The following is a 17,205-nucleotide window of genomic DNA, read 5'->3' as shown; positions in this document are numbered from 1 at the left end:
CCTGGTCCGCCGGGTGCTCCGGGTTCGCTGGGGCGTGGGTTGGATCATGCTGCGACGATGTTGGCGGGTCCGGCCGTGACGGGTCAGCCGCCCGCGCCCCCCGGTCCGCCGGGGGCTCCCGGTGCTCCCGGGGGCGGGCTCGACCATGCCGCGACGATGCTGGCCGGTCCGGCCGTCACGGGTCAGCCGCCCGCGCCTCCCGGCCCGCCCGGGCAGCCGCAGGCCGGTCCCGGTCCCGCGGCGCAGCCTCCGGCGCCCACCGGTGCGCCCACCGTCGGCCCGGGCTACCAGGCCGTACTGCGCTACCGCGCGCCCGACGGCTCCGAGCAGCAGCTCATCCGCCGTTCCGCGCCCGGCACCCCGCACCCCGAGTGGCAGATCCTGTACGAGCTGCGCGCGATGAACGTGCCGCCGCAGCAGGTGCTGGAGCTGCACACCGAGCTGGAGTCCTGTGAGCTGCCGGGCGGTTACTGCGCGCGGATGATCCGGGAGACCTGGCCGCAGGTGCGGATCACGAGCGTGGCCCCGTACGGCAAGGACCACGCGGGCCGTCAGCAGGGCATGCGGCATCTGCTGACCCATCAGGGTGAGCTGCACCAGGTGGCGGACGGTCCCGCGCGCCCCGCGCCGGTACGGGTTCCGGTGCAGCAGGTGCCGCTCCAGCCGGCCATTCCGCTGGATGCCATCGGTGCGGAGCTGGCCGGGGCGTTCGGCCCGCAGGGCGTGTTCCGCTTCGATCAGCGTGCGGTGTCGCGCCAGGGTGTGCCGGAGATCGTGGCGCAGACCCTGATGTGGGCGGGTCTGCCGACGGACTTCGGACCGTTCTTCTGGGCGCAGGCGGTACCGGGCCAGCCGGTGCCGACGCTGGCGGAACTGGCGGCGCAGCGACAGGTGCAGCCGGCGTCCGACGCGGGCTCGTACCTGGTGGTGGGCAGTGACTTCGGCAAGGCGCTGTGCGTGCAGTACGGGACGGCGCACATAGTGGCGGTCCCGGTGGAGGCCGGTCCGGGCGGTGCGCCGGTGCCGCCGCAGTTCGTGAATTCGAGCCTGCCGCAGTTCGCGAGGTCGCTGGCGATGCTGGGTCACATGTGGCGGCTGCGGCAGCATCTGACGCCGGAGCAGGCGGGGCGCTGGACCGTCGATTTCCAGACGAATCTGGCGGGGCTCGACAGTGCGGCGCTGGCGTCGCCGGAGAGCTGGTGGTCGGTGCTGCTGGAGCAGATGTGGGACGGGCTGCTCTGATCGGACGATCGGGCGGAATGGCCGGGCCGGGACCCTCGTAAGGGGTCCCGGCCCGGCCATTCCGGCTTCTGGCCGCAAATGGCGCATCCTTGACAGGAATCCCCCCGAGAGAGGCGCTTCCAGGATGACTGCACCCATGTCACCTCACGGACCGGGCTTCGCGACCGTACGAGGTCGCGGCTACCGCGTGGAAGAGGTCGACCGGTATCTGGCCCGGCTCTCCGGCAGCCGGGACGAGGCGTGGGAGCGGGTGGCGCGGCTGACGGTCCTCGCGAAGCGGATGGAGGCGGAGGCGGAGCGGCTGCGCGAGGCGGTGGCCGCGCTGGCTCCGCAGACGTACGACGAGCTGAGCGAGCGGGCACGGCGGATCCTGCTGCTGGTGGAGGAGGAGGCGGACACCGTACGGCGGGACGCGCGGGCGGACGCGGTGGACGCGATGGGTGCGGCCGAGGCGTACGCGGACCGGGTGGCGGAGCTGGCGCGGCAGGACGCGGAGGCGGTGCGCGGGCAGACGGAGGTCCGGGCGCGGCAGGGGCTGCTGCGGGCGGGCCGGGAGGCCGACGCGGTCCGGGCGGAGGCCAGGGACGACGCGGCGGAGTGGCGGTCGCAGGCGCAGGCGGCGCTGACGGAGATGCGGCGCCGGTCGGACGCGCTGCTCGCGGACCTCGAGCAGGAGCACGTGGAGCGGTGGGACGCGGCGGAGCGGGAGCTGGCCGCCCGGGAGGCCGATCTGGAGGCCCGGCACGCGGAGCTGGAGCGGTACGCGGAGGTCCGGTTGGCGGAGGCGCGGCGCGGGTACGCGGAGGCGGAGGAGGCGGCGCGGCACGGGCAGGAGGACGCGGAGGCGCGGGCCGCGGAGCAGCTGGCGCAGGCGCGGGTGCAGGAGGAGCGGACCGGCCGGGAGACGGAGCGGATCCTGCGGGAGCACGCGGAGGCGCAGGACGAGATGCGGGCGCACATGAACCACGTCCGCTCCAGCCTGGCCGCCCTGACGGGCCGGGCCCCGGCCGAGGGCTGACCCGGCGGCAGACCGCCGCGAGCCACGGCCGGATCCGGGTCCGGCCGTGGCGGCGACGGCCGGTCCGGCGACAAGCGGCCCGTCGGCAACCTGCGGCCGGCCTCGGCTGAGCCGGCCCGAGACCCGCAGCCGAGACCCGCAGCCGAGACCCGAGGCCGGTCAGGGTTTGTGACGGGCGTAGTAGCGGGCCACGCGGGCGCGGTTGCCGCAGGCCGCGGCCACGCACCAGCGGCGCCTGGGGTGCGCCGGGAGGAACAGCAGGACGCAGTCCGCCCCCTCGCACTCCCGTACGTCCCGCACCCGGGGGTCCGTCAGGAGCTCGGCCGCGGCGTCCGCCAGCTCCGCCGCGAGCCGCCGCGCCGGGGTGCCCGTACGGTGCGGGGCCGCCGCCAGGCCGGTTTCCGCGGTCCAGACGAGCTCACGGTGGGCCGGGGCGCCGGCCGAGGCCTCGTTCAGCACGCGCAGGGCGCCGGCCGCGGGCCGTTCGCCGCGCCGCGCGGCCGCGAGCGCCGCGCCGGCCGCCTCCCGTACGGCGTGCACGGCCGCCACCTCCGCCGGGCCCACCTTCCCGACCGGCCCGAGCCGGCCCTCTTGGACGGTCAGCCAGGCCGCGAGCCCCGCCGGACCGGCGATCAGATCGCCCGTGTCGGCGGGCCGGGTGTTCAGCAGGTCCAGGGCGAGGGGCTCGCCCGTGAGCGGGAACGGCGGCGTCGACGTCATGCCACTAATGCTACGGGAAGCACTTGACCCGTTAGAAGTCCGGGGTGAGACTAATGGGAACTAGGCCATTGGAGGCATGTGATGCTGCTCGTTCACCACCGCACCGCCGACGTGCACGGGGTCCGCGTCGCCTACCGCGAGAGCGGCCCGGCCGACGGACCGGTCCTGCTGCTCCTGCACGGATTCCCCACCTCCTCCCACCAGTTCGCCCGGCTGATGGACGCCCTCGGTGACACCCGGTACCGGCTGATCGCCCCCGACCACCCCGGCTTCGGCCGCACCGAGGCCCCGGCCGGGTTCACGTACACCTTCGACCGGCTCGCGGACGTCGTGGAGGGCTTCACCGACGCCCTCGGGCTGGACCGCTACGCGATGTACGTCTTCGACTACGGCGCCCCCGTCGGGCTGCGGCTCGCCGTGCGCCGGCCCGACCGGGTGACCGGCCTGATCGTGCAGAACGGCAACGCGTACGAGGAGGGGCTCTCCGACGCGGCCCGCGAGTTCGCCGGACACCGGCGGGAGGTGCCGGGCGACGAGGAGAAGGTGCGCGGGCTGTTCAGCCCGGAGGGCATCCGCTTCCAGTACGAGGCCGGAGTCGCCGACCCCGGCCTGGTCTCCCCGGACGGGCGGACGCTCGACGTGCACTACGTCGGGCTGCCGGGGCGCGCCGAGGCCCAGGCCGACCTGGCCTTCGACTACTCCTCGAACTTCGCCGAGTACCCGGCCTGGCAGGCCTGGCTGCGGGCCTCCGGGGTGCCCGTCCTGGTCGTCTGGGGCGCCGGGGACCCGTTCTTCATCCCGGCGGGGGCGAAGGCGTACCTGCGGGACGCGCCGGAGGCCGAGGTGCACCTCCTTCAGGGGGCGGGGCACTTCGCGCTGGAGACGCACCTCGGGGAGATCGTCCCGCTGATCGAGGAGTTCCTCGCGAAGCTGCCGTGACCTACTGGCCCGCAGCCGGTGCCGGTGCCGGTGCGGCGGCCGTCGGCGCGTGGCGGTACGGGTCGCTGCGCAGGCCGCGGGCGGTGACCACCACCGTGAAGGCGGCGGGTGCGGCGGCCGGCAGCGAAGCGGTCAGGGTCCCCGTCGCCGGGTCGTACTCGGTCGCCAGGGCGGTGGAGTCGCGCTCCACCCGGGCCTCCGGGCCGAAGCCGCCGCCCTCGACGAGCAGCGCGGCGCCCGTCACCGTCACGCCCGTGATCACCGGGTTCGCGCGCGTGGCCATCTTGTTCACCAGGTACGCCCCGGCCGGGGCACCCGTCAGTGCCCAGATCTCGGCGGGGAGGCGGGGGAGTCCGCCGCCCACGTCGGAGAGGAAGAACAGCACCACGTACAGCATGGTGACCGCGCTGAGCGCCACGTACTGGAGGTCGACGAGGTCGGTGCGTCCGCTGTCGTTCGCGATCAGCTCGCGCAGCGGCCGCTGCCCGGAGCCGGTCGGTTTCGGGGCGGGCTTGGCCATGCTGCCGTTCTCGACGCGGATCCCGACGACCGTCTTCGCCGCGATCAGGGCCACGTACGGGCCCCCGAGCAGCGGCAGGTACACCGTGGTCAGGGAGGACAGCGGGCCGTGCTCCCCGGTGAACCAGCCGATGCCGCCGCCCGCCGTGAGCCCGTACGCGAGGATCGTGAGCAGGAGCCAGACCAGGATCACCGTCCAGGCCAGGGCCAGGGTGGTGGAGGTGGAGAGGCGGCCGTCGCGGCCGGTGACGAAGCCCGGACGGCGGCGCAGCCGCAGGCCGATGGGCCCGGCGAGGGCGGCCAGTAAGACCAGTGCGAAGAGTGCGGAAGCCATGTCGTCCCCCCGGAACGGATCTCGGATGCAGGACTCCGAGGTCTACTCCGTTGACCGGGGTCATGACAAGCGGGACCCGGGCGCGGCCCGCTAATTCTCGCCCCGCTCCTTCTCCTGGTGCTCCTCCAGGATCGGGAACCGCCGCGGCGCCACCAGCAGCAGGACGAGCAGCGCCGCCACGGCCGCGGCGGTCGCGCCGACGAAGACGTGGTCCACGGCGGCGGCCACCGCCTGGCGCAGGTAGTCGGCGGCGGCCCGCGGGAGCAGGTCCGGCCGGTCGAGGGCCTTGGACACGTCGTCGAGGTGGTCCGGCAGCCCGGACATCGGGGCGTGCGCCAGCCGGGAGGCGATGGTGGCGTTGGCGACGGCCCCGAGCAGCGCGGCCCCGAGACTCTGGCCGACCTGGCGGCAGAACAGCACCGAGGCCGTCGTCGTACCCCGCTCCGACCAGCCCACGGTGGACTGGACCCCGACGATCAGCGGCAGTTGGAAGAGGCCGAGGGCCGCGCCCAGCAGCAGCATGATCAGCGTGGGCTGCCAGGGCCGGGCGGGATAGGGGAGCAGCGTGAACGAGAACAGGATCACGGCGGCGAGCGAGCTCCCGACGGCCGCGGAGTTGCGGAAGCCTATGCGCCGGTAGACGTGCTGGCTGAAGGCGGCGGACACCGGCCAGGTGAGGGTCATGGCGGACATGACGAGTCCGGCGCTGACGGCCCCGAGGCCGAGCACGGACTGGGCGTACGTGGGGACGAAGACCATCGGGGCGATCATGAGCACGCCGAGTGCGCCGAGGGCGAGGTTCACGGCGGCGATGGTGCGCCGGCGCCAGACCCATCCCGGAATGATCGGCTCCGCCGCGCGGCGTTCGATCCGGACGACGACGGCCGCCAGCAGCGCGCTCGCGCCCAGCAGTCCGAGGGAGGGCGCGGACAGCCAGGGCCAGGCGACCCCGCCCTGCACGAGGGCGAAGAGCAGCAGTCCGCCGCAGGCGAAGACGCCGAGGGCGCCCGCCCAGTCGATCGGCCCGCGGCGCCCGGGGGACCGTACGGGCTCGACGAGGTGGCGGGCGAGCATCCACAGGGCCAGACCGCCGAGCGGCAGGTTGATCAGGAAGATCCAGCGCCAGTCGGCGTACGAGGCGATGAGCCCGCCGAGCGCCGGGCCGGCCACGGCGGAGGCGGCCCAGACGGAGGACATCCGCGCCTGTATCCGCGGGCGGTCCTTGAGCGGGTAGAGGTCGGCGGCCAGGGTCTGCACGGTGCCCTGGAGGGCGCCGCCGCCCAGCCCCTGGACGAGACGGAAGGCGATGAGGGCGGCCATGTTCCAGGCGAGCGCGCACAGCAGCGAGCCGACGATGAACAGGGCTATGCCGAAGAGCAGTACGGGCTTGCGGCCGAGGGTGTCGGAGAGCTTCCCGTAGACGGGGAGCGTGACGGTGACGGCGAGCAGGTAGCCCGCGAAGAGCCAGGAGAAGACGGAGAAGCCGCCGAGGTCGCCGACGATCTGGGGGACGGCGGTGGAGACGATCGAGCTGTCGAGGGCGACGAGGGCCATCGCCAGCATGAGGGCGCTGACCAGGGCGGTACGAGGCCTCCCCCCGCCGGGAGCCGCCGCTTCTGCGGCTGCTCCGGCCGCCGGTCCGGCCCCGGTGCGCTCGCCCGTGCTCTCCTCTGCGCCCACCAAGATCCTTTCACCGTGCACGTATCCGCGGGGAACACCTTCTCATCACGGGGTATCCGGCGGTATCCCCCCGGTATCCCCCAGAGCTGATCCGCCAAAGGATGCAGAACCCCTAGGGGTTGCTCCTCACAAGGGCCCAGGGGTCATTCGTCCCGGCGGAGGAGGAGGACGGCCCGGCGAGGTCCTTAACTGGTTCCTACGGGCAGGGGTGGGGTTAACCCCCCGGTGGATACGGCGATGGGCACCAGCGCGCCGGCCGCCTCCGCCCCGCAAACTTCACGACGGCAAGACAGCCGAATCCGGCCACATGCGCGGCAGCGCGAGCAACGCATCAACGAGGGGAAGCACCGTGACAACGGCTATGACCGAAACCAGGCACGGGGGTACTGGAGGGCATGAAGCCGTCGCCGCCCGGGCGCGCAAGGTCGTCAAGGCCTACGGCGCCGGGGAGACGCGCGTGGTCGCCCTCGACGAGGTGGACGTGGACATCGAGCGCGGCCAGTTCACGGCGATCATGGGCCCCTCCGGCTCCGGCAAGTCCACGCTGATGCACTGCCTCGCCGGTCTCGACACCGTGACCAGCGGGCAGATCCACCTGGACGACACCGAGATCACCGGGCTGAAGGACAAGAAGCTCACCCAGCTGCGCCGCGACCGGATCGGCTTCATCTTCCAGGCGTTCAACCTGCTGCCCACGCTCAACGCCCTGGAGAACATCACGCTCCCCATGGACATAGCGGGCCGCAAGCCCGACGCGGAATGGCTGAATCGCGTCGTCGAGACCGTCGGCCTCGCGGGGCGCCTCAAGCACCGCCCGACCGAACTCTCCGGCGGCCAGCAGCAGCGCGTGGCCGTCGCCCGAGCCCTCGCGGCCCGTCCGCAGATCATCTTCGGCGACGAGCCCACCGGAAACCTGGACTCCCGGGCCGGCGCCGAGGTCCTCGGCTTCCTGCGCCGCTCGGTGGACGAGCTCGGCCAGACCATCGTGATGGTCACGCACGACCCGGTGGCCGCCTCGTACGCGGACCGGGTGATCTTCCTGGCCGACGGCCGGATCGTGGACGAGATGTACGCGCCCACCGCCGACCAGGTGCTGGACCGCATGAAGGACTTCGACGCGCGCGGGCGGACCTCGTGAGCGCGGGCACCGTACTGAAGACCTCGCGGCGCAACTTCGTCGCGCACAAGGGGCGGATGGCGCTCTCCGCCGTCGCCGTCCTGCTCTCCGTCGCCTTCGTCTGCGGAACCCTGGTGTTCACGGACACCATGAACACCACCTTCGACAAGCTGTTCGGCGTCACCAGCGCCAACGTCACGGTCACCCCGAAGGCGGCCGAGGGCGGCGAGGACAACCCGAACCGCGGCAGGCCCGAGGTGCTGTCCGCCTCCGCCGTCGAGCAGGTGGGGAAGGCCGAGGGCGTCAAGAGCGCCGAGGGCGCCGTCGTCTCGATGTCCGTCACGGTCGTCAACGCCAAGAACGAGAACATGGGCTCGACCACCGGCGCCCCGACCATCGCGGGCAACTGGAACGACAACGAGCTCAAGTCCATGAAGATCACCTCCGGCCAGGCCCCGCGCGGCCCGACCGAGATGATGGTCGACGCGGACACCGCGAAGAAGCACCACCTGCGGCTCGGCGACGAACTGCGCACCATCGCCATCACCGGCGACATCCGCGCCAAGATCAGCGGTATCGCCACCTTCACCGTGACCAACCCGGGTGCGGCGATCGTCTACTTCGACACCGCCACCGCGCAGGAGAAGCTGCTCGGCGGCCCCGGCCTCTTCACGCACGTCAACGTCACCGCGAAGGACGGGGTCAGCGACACCCGGCTGAAGACGAACGTCGCCGAGGCCGTCGGCGCGGACACGTACAAGCTCCAGACCGCCAAGGAGTCCGCGGACGCCAACCGCAAGGACGTCGGCTCCTTCCTCGATGTCATGAAGTACGTGATGCTCGGCTTCGCCGGGATCGCCTTCCTCGTCGGCATCTTCCTCATCTTCAACACCTTCTCGATGCTGGTCGCCCAGCGCACCCGCGAGATCGGCCTGATGCGCGCCATCGGCGCCGACAGCGGCCAGGTGCTCAAGTCAGTGATCGTCGAGGCCTTCCTGCTCGGCCTGGTCGGCTCGATCCTCGGGGTCGGCGCCGGTGTGGGCCTGGCCGTCGGCCTGATGCAGCTCATGGGCCAGATGGGCATGCACCTGTCCACCGACGACCTGACCATCGCCTGGACCACCCCGGTCGTCGGCCTGGTGCTCGGCATCGTCGTCACCGTCGTCTCGGCCTTCATCCCGGCCCGCCGGGCCGGCAAGGTCTCCCCGATGGCCGCCCTGCGCGAGGCCGGCACCCCCGGCGACAAGAAGGCCGGCCGCATCCGTGCCGCCGTGGGCCTGGTCCTCACCGGCATCGGCGGCGCGGGCCTGTTCCTCGCCGCGGCAGCCGACAAGGCCGCCGCCGGCTCGCTCTGGCTGTCCCTGGGCGTGCTGTTCACCCTCATCGGCTTCATCGTGATCGGCCCGCTGCTCGCCGGCCTCGTGGTCCGGCTGCTCTCCGGCATCGTCCTGCGGCCCTTCGGGTCCGTCGGCCGCCTCGCCGAGCGCAACGCGCTGCGCAACCCGCGGCGTACCGGCGCCACCGCCGCCGCGCTGATGATCGGACTGGCGCTGGTCGCCTGCCTGTCGGTGGTCGGCTCCTCGATGGTGGCCTCCGCCACCGACGAGCTCGACAAGTCGGTCGGCGCGGACTACATCGTCCAGTCCCAGACCGGCCAGCCGATCATGCCGCAGGCCGAGCAGGCGCTGCGCGCCACCAAGGGCCTCGACCACGTCACCGCGTACCGGGAGGTGGAGGCGAAGGTCACCGCCCCCGACGGCTTCGTCAAGGAAGGCGGCGTGAGCGTCAACGACCCCACGTACGCCCAGGACGTCCGGCGCAAGATGATCGCCGGCGAGCACGCGGCGGCGTACGGCAAGGGCGCGATGTCGGTCGGCTCGCTCTTCGCGGACGAGCACCACGTCAAGGTCGGAGACGAGCTGACGGTCGCCTTCACCGGGGGCCAGAGCACCAGGCTGAAGGTCGCCGCGATCACCTCCGACGAGGGCAACCTCGACAAGGGCGTGATGTACATCAGCACCGCGACCGCCGAGCAGTTCCTGCCGGCCGACCGGATGCCGCGGCCGTTCATGCTGCTGGCCAAGGCCGCCGACGGGAAGGCGGACGCCGCGTACACCGCCGTCAAGGGCGCGCTCGCCGAGTACCCCCAGTACCAGGTGCAGAACCAGACCGACTACAAGAAGTCCCTCAAGGACCAGGTCGGCCAGCTGCTGAACATGGTCTACGGGCTCCTCGGCCTCGCGATCATCGTCGCGGTCCTGGGTGTCGTGAACACCCTGGCCCTCTCGGTGGTCGAGCGGACCCGCGAGATCGGCCTGATGCGCGCCATCGGCCTCTCCCGCCGCCAGCTGCGCCGCATGATCCGCCTGGAGTCGGTGGTCATCGCCCTCTTCGGCGCCCTGCTGGGCCTCGGCCTGGGCATGGGCTGGGGAGCCACCGCACAGCAGCTGCTCGCCCTGGAGGGCCTGAAGGTGCTGGAGATCCCCTGGCCGACGATCATCGGCGTGTTCGCCGGGTCGGCCTTCGTGGGCCTGTTCGCCGCACTGGTGCCGGCCTTCCGGGCAGGGCGGATGAACGTACTGAACGCGATCGCGAGCGAGTAGCCGGCTCAGCGTTCGTTCGGGGGACCGCCGGTCCCGGTCAGCACTTCGGGGCCGGCCGGGACCGACGGCGTTCCCGGGCCGGCGCTCCTCGCGGTGGCCGCAATCCCTCGCGCGGGGGACCGGGGGGCGTCGTAGGGTGGGAAGCCCCGGCCCGTGAGACGTGTCGGGTCCTTCGCGTTGCCCCTCCACCGGACGGAAGCCTCCTTTCATGAGCCTGCACGGACTGCTCGACGCCGTCACCCGGGACCCGGCCCTCGCCGAGGCGGTCACCGCGGCCGGGGACGGCAACCGCATGCACGTGGACCTCGTCGGACCCCCGGCCGCACGGCCCTTCGTCATCGCCGCGCTGGCCGCCCGGACCGAGCGGACCGTGCTCGCGGTCACCGCGACCGGGCGGGAGGCCGAGGACCTGGCCGCCGCGCTGCGCTCCTTCCTGCCGCCCGACGAGGTCGCCGAGTACCCGTCCTGGGAGACCCTTCCGCACGAGCGGCTCTCCCCGCGCAGCGACACCGTGGGCCGGCGGCTCGCCGTACTGCGCCGGCTCGTGCACCCGAGCAAGGACGACCCGGCCGCGGGGCCCGTCTCCGTGGTCGTCGCGCCGATCCGGTCCGTGCTCCAGCCACAGGTCAAGGGGCTCGGGAACCTGGTCCCGGTGAGCCTGCGGCACGGCGACAGCGCCGATCTGGGCGAGCTCACCGAGGCGCTCGCCGCAGCCGCGTACGCCCGCGTCGAGCTCGTCGAGAAGCGCGGCGAGTTCGCCGTGCGCGGCGGCATCCTCGACGTGTTCCCGCCCACCGAGGAGCACCCGCTGCGCGTGGAGTTCTGGGGCGACGAGGTCGAGGAGATCCGCTACTTCAAGGTCGCCGACCAGCGCTCTCTGGAGGTGGCCGAGCACGGACTGTGGGCCCCGCCCTGCCGGGAGCTGCTGCTGACCGACGAGGTACGGGAGCGCGCCGCGGCCCTCGCCGAGGCCCACCCCGAGCTCGGCGAACTGCTGAACAAGATCGCCGAAGGGATCGCGGTGGAGGGCATGGAATCCCTCGCGCCGGTCCTCGTCGACGACATGGAACTCCTGATCGACGTCCTGCCGGCCGGGTCCATGGCCGTCGTGTGCGACCCGGAGCGGGTCCGCACCCGGGCCGCCGACCTCGTCGCGACCTCGCAGGAGTTCCTCATGGCCTCCTGGGCCGCGACCGCCGGCGGCGGCGAGGCCCCCATCGACGTCGGCGCGGCCTCGCTGCGCGGGATCGCGGACGTACGGGAACACGCGCGCGAGCTCGGCATGATGTGGTGGTCGGTGTCCCCCTTCGCGGCGGACGACGCCGCCTCGGCCGCCGACACCCTGGGGCTCGGCATGCACGCCCCCGAGGCATACCGCGGCGACACCGCCCGGGCGCTCGCCGACACCAAGGGCTGGATCGCCGACGGCTGGCACACCGTCTACCTCACCGAGGGCCACGGCCCGGCCGTCCGCACCGTCGAGGTGCTCGGCGGCGAGGGCATCGCGGCCCGCCTGGAGTCGGACCTGCGCACCCTGGAACCGTCGATCGTCCACGTGGCGTGCGGCTCCCTCGACAACGGGTTCATCGACACCGCCCTCAAGCTCGCCGTCCTCACCGAGACCGACCTGACCGGCCAGCGCACCGCCACCAAGGACCTCGGCCGGATGCCGACCCGGCGCCGCAAGGTCATCGACCCCCTCACCCTGGAGATCGGCGACTACATCGTCCACGAGCAGCACGGCGTCGGCCGCTACATCGAGATGGTGCAGCGCACCGTCCAGGGCGCCACCCGCGAGTACCTCCTCGTCGAGTACGCCCCCGCCAAGCGCGGCCAGCCCGGCGACCGGCTCTACATCCCCACCGACCAGCTGGAGCAGGTCACCAAGTACGTCGGCGGCGAGGCCCCGACCCTGCACCGGCTCGGCGGCGCCGACTGGACCAAGACCAAGGCGCGCGCGAAGAAGGCGGTCAAGGAGATCGCCGCCGACCTCATCAAGCTCTACAGCGCCCGCATGGCGGCCCCCGGCCACACCTTCGGCCCCGACACCCCCTGGCAGCGCGAGCTGGAGGACGCCTTCCCGTACGCGGAGACGCCCGACCAGCTCACCACCATCGCCGAGGTCAAGGAGGACATGGAGAAGTCCGTCCCCATGGACCGCCTGATCTGCGGAGACGTCGGCTACGGCAAGACCGAGATCGCGGTCCGCGCGGCCTTCAAGGCGGTCCAGGACGGCAAGCAGGTCGCCGTCCTCGTCCCCACCACCCTGCTCGTGCAGCAGCACTTCGGGACCTTCTCCGAGCGCTACAGCCAGTTCCCGGTCAACGTGAAGGCGCTGTCCCGCTTCCAGAGCGACACCGAGTCCAAGGCCACCCTGGAGGGGCTGAGGGAGGGCGCGGTCGACATCGTCATCGGTACGCACCGGTTGTTCTCGCAGGAGACCAAGTTCAAGGACCTGGGCCTGGTCATCGTCGACGAGGAGCAGCGCTTCGGCGTCGAGCACAAGGAGCAGCTGAAGAAGCTGCGCGCCAACGTGGACGTGCTGACGATGTCCGCGACCCCGATCCCGCGCACCCTGGAGATGGCGGTGACCGGCATCCGCGAGATGTCGACGATCACCACTCCGCCGGAGGAGCGCCACCCGGTGCTCACCTTCGTCGGCCCGTACGAGGAGAAGCAGATCGGCGCGGCCATCCGGCGCGAACTGCTGCGCGAGGGCCAGTGCTTCTACATCCACAACCGGGTCGAGTCCATCGACCGGGCGGCCGCCAAGCTGCGCGAGATCGTGCCCGAGGCGCGGATCGCGACCGCGCACGGGCAGATGTCCGAACAGGCCCTGGAACAGGTCGTCGTGGACTTCTGGGAGAAGAAGTTCGACGTGCTCGTCTCGACGACGATCGTCGAGTCCGGCATCGACATCTCCAACGCCAACACCCTCATCGTGGAGCGCGGAGACAACTTCGGTCTCTCCCAGCTCCACCAGCTGCGCGGCCGTGTGGGCCGAGGGCGCGAGCGCGGGTACGCGTACTTCCTCTACCCGCCGGAGAAGCCGCTGACCGAGACCGCGCACGAGCGGCTCGCGACGATCGCCCAGCACACCGAGATGGGTGCCGGCATGTACGTGGCGATGAAGGACCTGGAGATCCGCGGCGCGGGCAACCTGCTCGGCGGCGAGCAGTCCGGCCACATCGCGGGCGTCGGCTTCGACCTGTACATCCGCATGGTCGGCGAGGCCGTCGCGGACTACCGGGCGGCCATCGAGGGCGGGGTGGAGGAGGAGCCGCCGCTGGAGGTCAAGATCGAGCTGCCGGTCGACGCGCACGTCCCGCACGACTACGCGCCGGGCGAGCGGCTGCGCCTGCAGGCGTACCGGTCCATCGCGTCGGCGAACTCCGAGGCGGACATCAAGGCCGTACGGGAGGAGCTCCACGACCGCTACGGCAAGCTGCCCGAGCCGGTGGAGAACCTGCTGCTGGTGGCGGGGCTGCGGATGCTGGCGCGGGCCTGCGGGGTCGGTGACATCACCCTCCAGGGCGTCAACATCCGCTTCGGCCCCGTGGAGTTGCGGGAATCGCAGGAGCTGCGGCTCAAGCGGCTCTACCCGGGCTCGGTGCTCAAGCCGGCCACCTCGCAGGTGCTGATCCCGCGGCCGAAGACGGCCCGGGTGGGCGGCAAGCCGCTGGTCGGGCGGGAACTGCTCGCCTGGACCGGGGAGTTCCTCACCACGATCCTCGGGTCGTGACGCGTGCGGCCGGGGACCTCACGGTCCCCGGCCGCACGGGTGGGCCGTCGGCTCAGACCGACTCGGCGGGGACCTCGCCGCCCAGCTTCGAGAGGTCCAGGACGTCCGCGCCCTCCGGCAGGGCCGTGTCGACCGGGGTCCCGAAGTCCGAGAAGAGGACCTCTCCGGTCTCGTCCCCCGAGACGGTGGACTTGAGCACGTACGACGTGCCCTGGGTGGCGACGTAGTCGGTCTCCGTGCCGTTCTTGGCGGCCGTGATGACCGCCAGCGCCTGCTTGCCGTCGATGGTGACCGTCTCGCCCTTGCGGGCCAGCGGGTTGGGCCGGCCGCCGCCGTCCGTCAGCTTGTCCAGATCGCAGAGGTGCTTCATCGCGGAAGCCTTGGCGTCGGAGACCGGCATCTTCAGCCAGCGGTCGGCGAGCATCGTGACCATCGCCTCCGCCTGCTTCTTGGGGGCGTGCTCCTTCGTGGCCGTACTCCGCCAGTAGTCGGCGTCGCCCTTGAAGTGGATCAGGTCCGTGGACTTGATCAGGTCCACCTTGCCCATCCCGTCGTACCGGACCGCCCCCTTGCAGCTGCCCTTCCTGTCGAGGGTGAGGTCGAACTCGACCGGGCTGCCCTCCTCGTGCATCTTCGCGACGACACGGGCCGATTCGACCTTGCGCATGGCCTCGTGCGCCTGGCTCAGGATCTGGGCGCCCGACAGGTCCGCGAGCATGCCGGTGCCCTTGCCCGCCCCCTTGCCCTTCGCGGCCGGCGGGGGCGTGGCCCCGGCCGAGGCCGGCGCGGCGGCCCGGGCCGCCCGGGCCGCCCGGCCGATGTCGGCGGCCTTGCTCCCGCCGACCGGCGCACAGGCCGTCGTCAGTCCGAACAAGGCCGTCGTGGTCAGCACCGACACGCCGATGGTCCGGCTTCGCATGTGGATTCCCCCCTGGAACAACAACTCGACTGTCGAGGGTAGTCGCCGCCGGTCAGGGGGCGTCCACGATTTCCGCGCGCCCCCCGCGGCCCGCGCCCGCCGGGAGCTGTGCGGCGACCCTGCAACGGTTGCGCGCATCCCCTCACTGGCGGCCGGAAACGCTGTATACGCTCAGACCCGAAACTTCGTCGACACGGTCCGTCAGGAGCAGCGATGCACGGCCCCGGCCTCCCGCCGCAGCAAGGCCCCCAGCCCAGCACCGGGGGAGTCGTGGCACTGCGCGTGCTGTTCGCCCTCCTGCCCGTCCTGAGCTGCGGCTTCCTGGGCTGGGGCACGATGCTGCGGCTCGCGGTCGTCACCCGCAGGCCCCGGGACTGGTGGCTGCTGGCCGTCAACTGCGTGCTCACCGTCGGCTGGGTCGCGCTGATCGGCGCCGACCCGACGCCCGAGACCAACGGCTGGCAGGGCAATACGGGCGCCTTCGGCGTCATCATCACCGGGTTCCTGACCTGCGTGTACTTCCTCGTCGCCGACATCCAGCACTACTCGGCGGCGCGGGCGGCGGCCATCACCGCCCCCTGGTACCCGGCGCAGCCCGCGCCGTACGTACCGCAGCAGCAGCCGCAGCGCCCGGCGTACGGATATCCGCCGGTGCAGCAGCAGACGCCCACGCCCACGCCGGCCCCGGCCCCCGCCCCCGGCCCGGCCACCCCGCCGCGGATCGGGCAGGTCCGCGCCGAGCTCGACGAGCTGAGCGAACTGCTGCGCAAGCAGACACCGCACCCGCACCCGAACCCCAACCCCCACCCGCACAGCCCCGGCAACGACGGTGAGGGCCCGGCCCGGTGACCGAGGGAGACCGGATCATCGGCGAGCGCTACCGGCTCGCCTCCGTCCTGGGACAGGGCGGCATGGGCCAGGTCTGGACGGCGTACGACCAGCGGCTGGACCGCCGCGTCGCCGTCAAGCTGCTGCGCCCCGACAAGGTGGCCGGCCCCGGCTCCGTCGCCGACGAGCTGCGCCGCCGCTTCGTGCGCGAATGCCGGGTCACGGCGCAGGTGGACCACCCGGGCCTGGTCACGGTCCACGACGCGGGCAACGACGGCGACGAGCTGTTCCTCGTCATGGGCTACGTCGAGGGCACCGACCTCGCCGACCACCTCGCGCAGCACGACCCCTACCCCTGGCCGTGGGCGGTCGCCGTGATCGCGCAGCTGTGCGGGGTGCTGTCGGCCGTGCACGCGGTGCCGATCGTGCACCGCGACCTGAAGCCGCGCAACGTGATGGTCCGCCCGGACGGCACCGTGCTGGTCCTGGACCTCGGCGTCGCCTCGGTGATGGACACCGACACCACCCGCCTCACCAGCACCGGCACCCCGATCGGCAGCCCGGCGTACATGGCACCCGAGCAGGCGATGGGCGGTGCCGTCGGCCCGTACACCGACCTCTACGCCCTCGGCGTGCTGCTGTACGAACTCCTCAGCGGCAACGTCCCGTTCGCCGGGTCCACCGCGCTCGGCGTCCTGCACCGCCACCTGTACGAGCCGCCCGTCCCGGTGCGCCGGCTGCGCCCGGAGGTCCCGCACCAGCTGGAGGCGGTCCTGCTGCACCTCCTGGCGAAGGACCCGCAGGACCGGCCGGCCTCCGCGCAAGCCGTGTACGAGTCCCTCACGTCGCTGCTGCCCAAGCAGGGCGCCCCGGCGGGCGCGCTCGACCCGACCCGCCCGTTCCTGCGCCCGCAGGCCCCCTGGCCGGACCGCGCCTCCACCATCCCGCCGCAGCCGACGTCACCGCCCACGCCGCAGACGCCGCAGGCGCCGCCCAAGCCGGACATCCCCGCCGCGGTGGACGAGGCCCGCAGCCTCCTGGAGCAGGGCCGCCTCACCCAGGCCGTGGACATCCTCGGCGGGATCCTGCCGGCCGCGGCGGCCGAGCACGGCGAGCACTCCACGGTGGTCCGCTCGCTGCGCAAGCAGTACGCCGCCACGCTGATGGACGACGGCCAGTACCGCCGCGCCCTGCCCGAACTGCGCCGCCTCGCCGACGAGTTCCCGGCGGGGGACCCGCAGTCCCTGCGCTTCCGCTACGACGCGGCGCAGTGCCTGGAACAGCTCGACGCGCCGGGGGCGGCCCTGACCGAATACCGCTCGCTGCTCCCGCTGTTCGAGAACCACTACGCCAACCCGGACCCCGGCCTCCCGCTGGAGGTCCGCCGCCGGATAGCCCAGCTGCTGCTCTCCCTGGGGGACCGGCCGGCGGCCCACGACGCCCTGGTCCGGCTGCTGTTCGACGCGGACCGCATCCACGGCCCGAACCACCCCTTCTCCACGGAGGTCCGCCGCACCCTCCACTGGCTCAGCCAGGTCCGCTGA

At 72.7% G+C, this 17,205-nt stretch carries 12 protein-coding genes; 8 read left to right on the top strand and 4 right to left on the bottom strand.

Annotated elements, in window-relative coordinates; genetic code table 11:
• Both ACIQU4_RS12600 and ACIQU4_RS12595 read left to right on the top strand, forming a co-directional pair.
• The coding region (locus tag ACIQU4_RS12600) for an SUKH-4 family immunity protein (RefSeq protein WP_403728687.1) at positions 1 to 1,242 on the top strand (1,242 nt) is incomplete at its 5' end.
• A gap of 136 nt (positions 1,243 to 1,378) precedes the next feature.
• Positions 1,379 to 2,260, top strand: a complete 882-nt coding sequence (locus tag ACIQU4_RS12595) for a cellulose-binding protein (RefSeq protein WP_403728686.1) — start codon at positions 1,379 to 1,381, stop codon at positions 2,258 to 2,260.
• A gap of 159 nt (positions 2,261 to 2,419) precedes the next feature.
• Here ACIQU4_RS12595 and ACIQU4_RS12590 read toward each other — a convergent pair whose 3' ends face one another.
• Complete coding sequence (locus ACIQU4_RS12590) at positions 2,420 to 2,980, bottom strand: CGNR zinc finger domain-containing protein (RefSeq protein ID WP_403728684.1); 561 nt, start codon at positions 2,978 to 2,980, stop codon at positions 2,420 to 2,422.
• Positions 2,981 to 3,061: 81 nt separating this feature from the next.
• Between ACIQU4_RS12590 and ACIQU4_RS12585 the strand changes: the two genes are divergently transcribed.
• Positions 3,062 to 3,919 carry an alpha/beta fold hydrolase gene (locus ACIQU4_RS12585; RefSeq protein WP_403728682.1) on the top strand — a complete coding sequence of 286 codons (858 nt, stop codon included), beginning with the start codon at positions 3,062 to 3,064 and terminating at the stop codon, positions 3,917 to 3,919.
• A 1-nt stretch (position 3,920) separates the two neighbouring features.
• Here the strand turns inward: ACIQU4_RS12585 and ACIQU4_RS12580 are convergent, their stop codons facing one another.
• Together ACIQU4_RS12580 and ACIQU4_RS12575 are read right to left on the bottom strand one after the other, a co-directional pair.
• Positions 3,921 to 4,772: a hypothetical protein gene (locus ACIQU4_RS12580; protein ID WP_403728680.1), complete on the bottom strand. Its 852-nt coding sequence runs from the start codon at positions 4,770 to 4,772 to the stop codon at positions 3,921 to 3,923.
• A gap of 90 nt (positions 4,773 to 4,862) precedes the next feature.
• On the bottom strand, positions 4,863 to 6,452 hold the full coding sequence (locus ACIQU4_RS12575; protein ID WP_403728678.1) for an MFS transporter: 1,590 nt from the start codon (positions 6,450 to 6,452) through the stop codon (positions 4,863 to 4,865).
• Positions 6,453 to 6,813: 361 nt separating this feature from the next.
• On the opposite strand from ACIQU4_RS12575, the gene ACIQU4_RS12570 reads away from it, so the two are divergent.
• From ACIQU4_RS12570 to mfd, 3 genes are all read left to right on the top strand, one after another.
• Positions 6,814 to 7,590, top strand: coding sequence for an ABC transporter ATP-binding protein (locus tag ACIQU4_RS12570; RefSeq protein WP_403728677.1), 777 nt, complete (start codon positions 6,814 to 6,816; stop codon positions 7,588 to 7,590).
• A 56-nt stretch (positions 7,591 to 7,646) separates the two neighbouring features.
• Positions 7,647 to 10,172 (top strand): FtsX-like permease family protein, encoded by a 2,526-nt coding sequence (locus tag ACIQU4_RS12565; protein ID WP_403729582.1) that lies wholly within the window; start codon positions 7,647 to 7,649, stop codon positions 10,170 to 10,172.
• A gap of 208 nt (positions 10,173 to 10,380) precedes the next feature.
• Positions 10,381 to 13,914, top strand: a complete 3,534-nt coding sequence (gene mfd, locus ACIQU4_RS12560; RefSeq protein ID WP_403728675.1) for a transcription-repair coupling factor — start codon at positions 10,381 to 10,383, stop codon at positions 13,912 to 13,914.
• Positions 13,915 to 13,966: 52 nt separating this feature from the next.
• On the opposite strand, the gene ACIQU4_RS12555 is transcribed toward mfd, so the two are convergent.
• Positions 13,967 to 14,833, bottom strand: coding sequence for a hypothetical protein (locus ACIQU4_RS12555; RefSeq protein ID WP_403728674.1), 867 nt, complete (start codon positions 14,831 to 14,833; stop codon positions 13,967 to 13,969).
• Between the two features lie 213 nt (positions 14,834 to 15,046).
• On the opposite strand from ACIQU4_RS12555, the gene ACIQU4_RS12550 reads away from it, so the two are divergent.
• Both ACIQU4_RS12550 and ACIQU4_RS12545 read left to right on the top strand, forming a co-directional pair.
• On the top strand, positions 15,047 to 15,682 hold the full coding sequence (locus ACIQU4_RS12550) for a hypothetical protein (RefSeq protein ID WP_403728672.1): 636 nt from the start codon (positions 15,047 to 15,049) through the stop codon (positions 15,680 to 15,682).
• The gene (locus ACIQU4_RS12545) at positions 15,679 to 17,205 is read left to right on the top strand and encodes a protein kinase (protein ID WP_403728670.1); all 1,527 of its coding nucleotides are present in this window, start codon (positions 15,679 to 15,681) and stop codon (positions 17,203 to 17,205) included. Before ACIQU4_RS12550 ends, ACIQU4_RS12545 begins: the two co-directional genes overlap by 4 nt.

Source organism: Streptomyces sp. NPDC090741 (genome assembly GCF_044769045.1).
Lineage (GTDB): Bacteria > Actinomycetota > Actinomycetes > Streptomycetales > Streptomycetaceae > Streptomyces.
This window is presented reverse-complemented; position numbering and strand designations above follow the sequence as displayed.

Coding starts and splice junctions, on each gene's coding strand:
- ACIQU4_RS12570 (WP_403728677.1), top strand. CDS start 6,814: ATGACCGAAACCAGGCACGGGGGTACTGGAGGGCATGAAGCCGTCGCC.
- ACIQU4_RS12555 (WP_403728674.1), bottom strand. CDS start 14,833: ATGCGAAGCCGGACCATCGGCGTGTCGGTGCTGACCACGACGGCCTTG.
- ACIQU4_RS12585 (WP_403728682.1), top strand. CDS start 3,062: ATGCTGCTCGTTCACCACCGCACCGCCGACGTGCACGGGGTCCGCGTC.
- ACIQU4_RS12565 (WP_403729582.1), top strand. CDS start 7,647: ATGGCGCTCTCCGCCGTCGCCGTCCTGCTCTCCGTCGCCTTCGTCTGC.
- ACIQU4_RS12580 (WP_403728680.1), bottom strand. CDS start 4,772: ATGGCTTCCGCACTCTTCGCACTGGTCTTACTGGCCGCCCTCGCCGGG.
- mfd (WP_403728675.1), top strand. CDS start 10,381: ATGAGCCTGCACGGACTGCTCGACGCCGTCACCCGGGACCCGGCCCTC.
- ACIQU4_RS12550 (WP_403728672.1), top strand. CDS start 15,047: ATGCACGGCCCCGGCCTCCCGCCGCAGCAAGGCCCCCAGCCCAGCACC.
- ACIQU4_RS12595 (WP_403728686.1), top strand. CDS start 1,379: ATGTCACCTCACGGACCGGGCTTCGCGACCGTACGAGGTCGCGGCTAC.
- ACIQU4_RS12590 (WP_403728684.1), bottom strand. CDS start 2,980: ATGACGTCGACGCCGCCGTTCCCGCTCACGGGCGAGCCCCTCGCCCTG.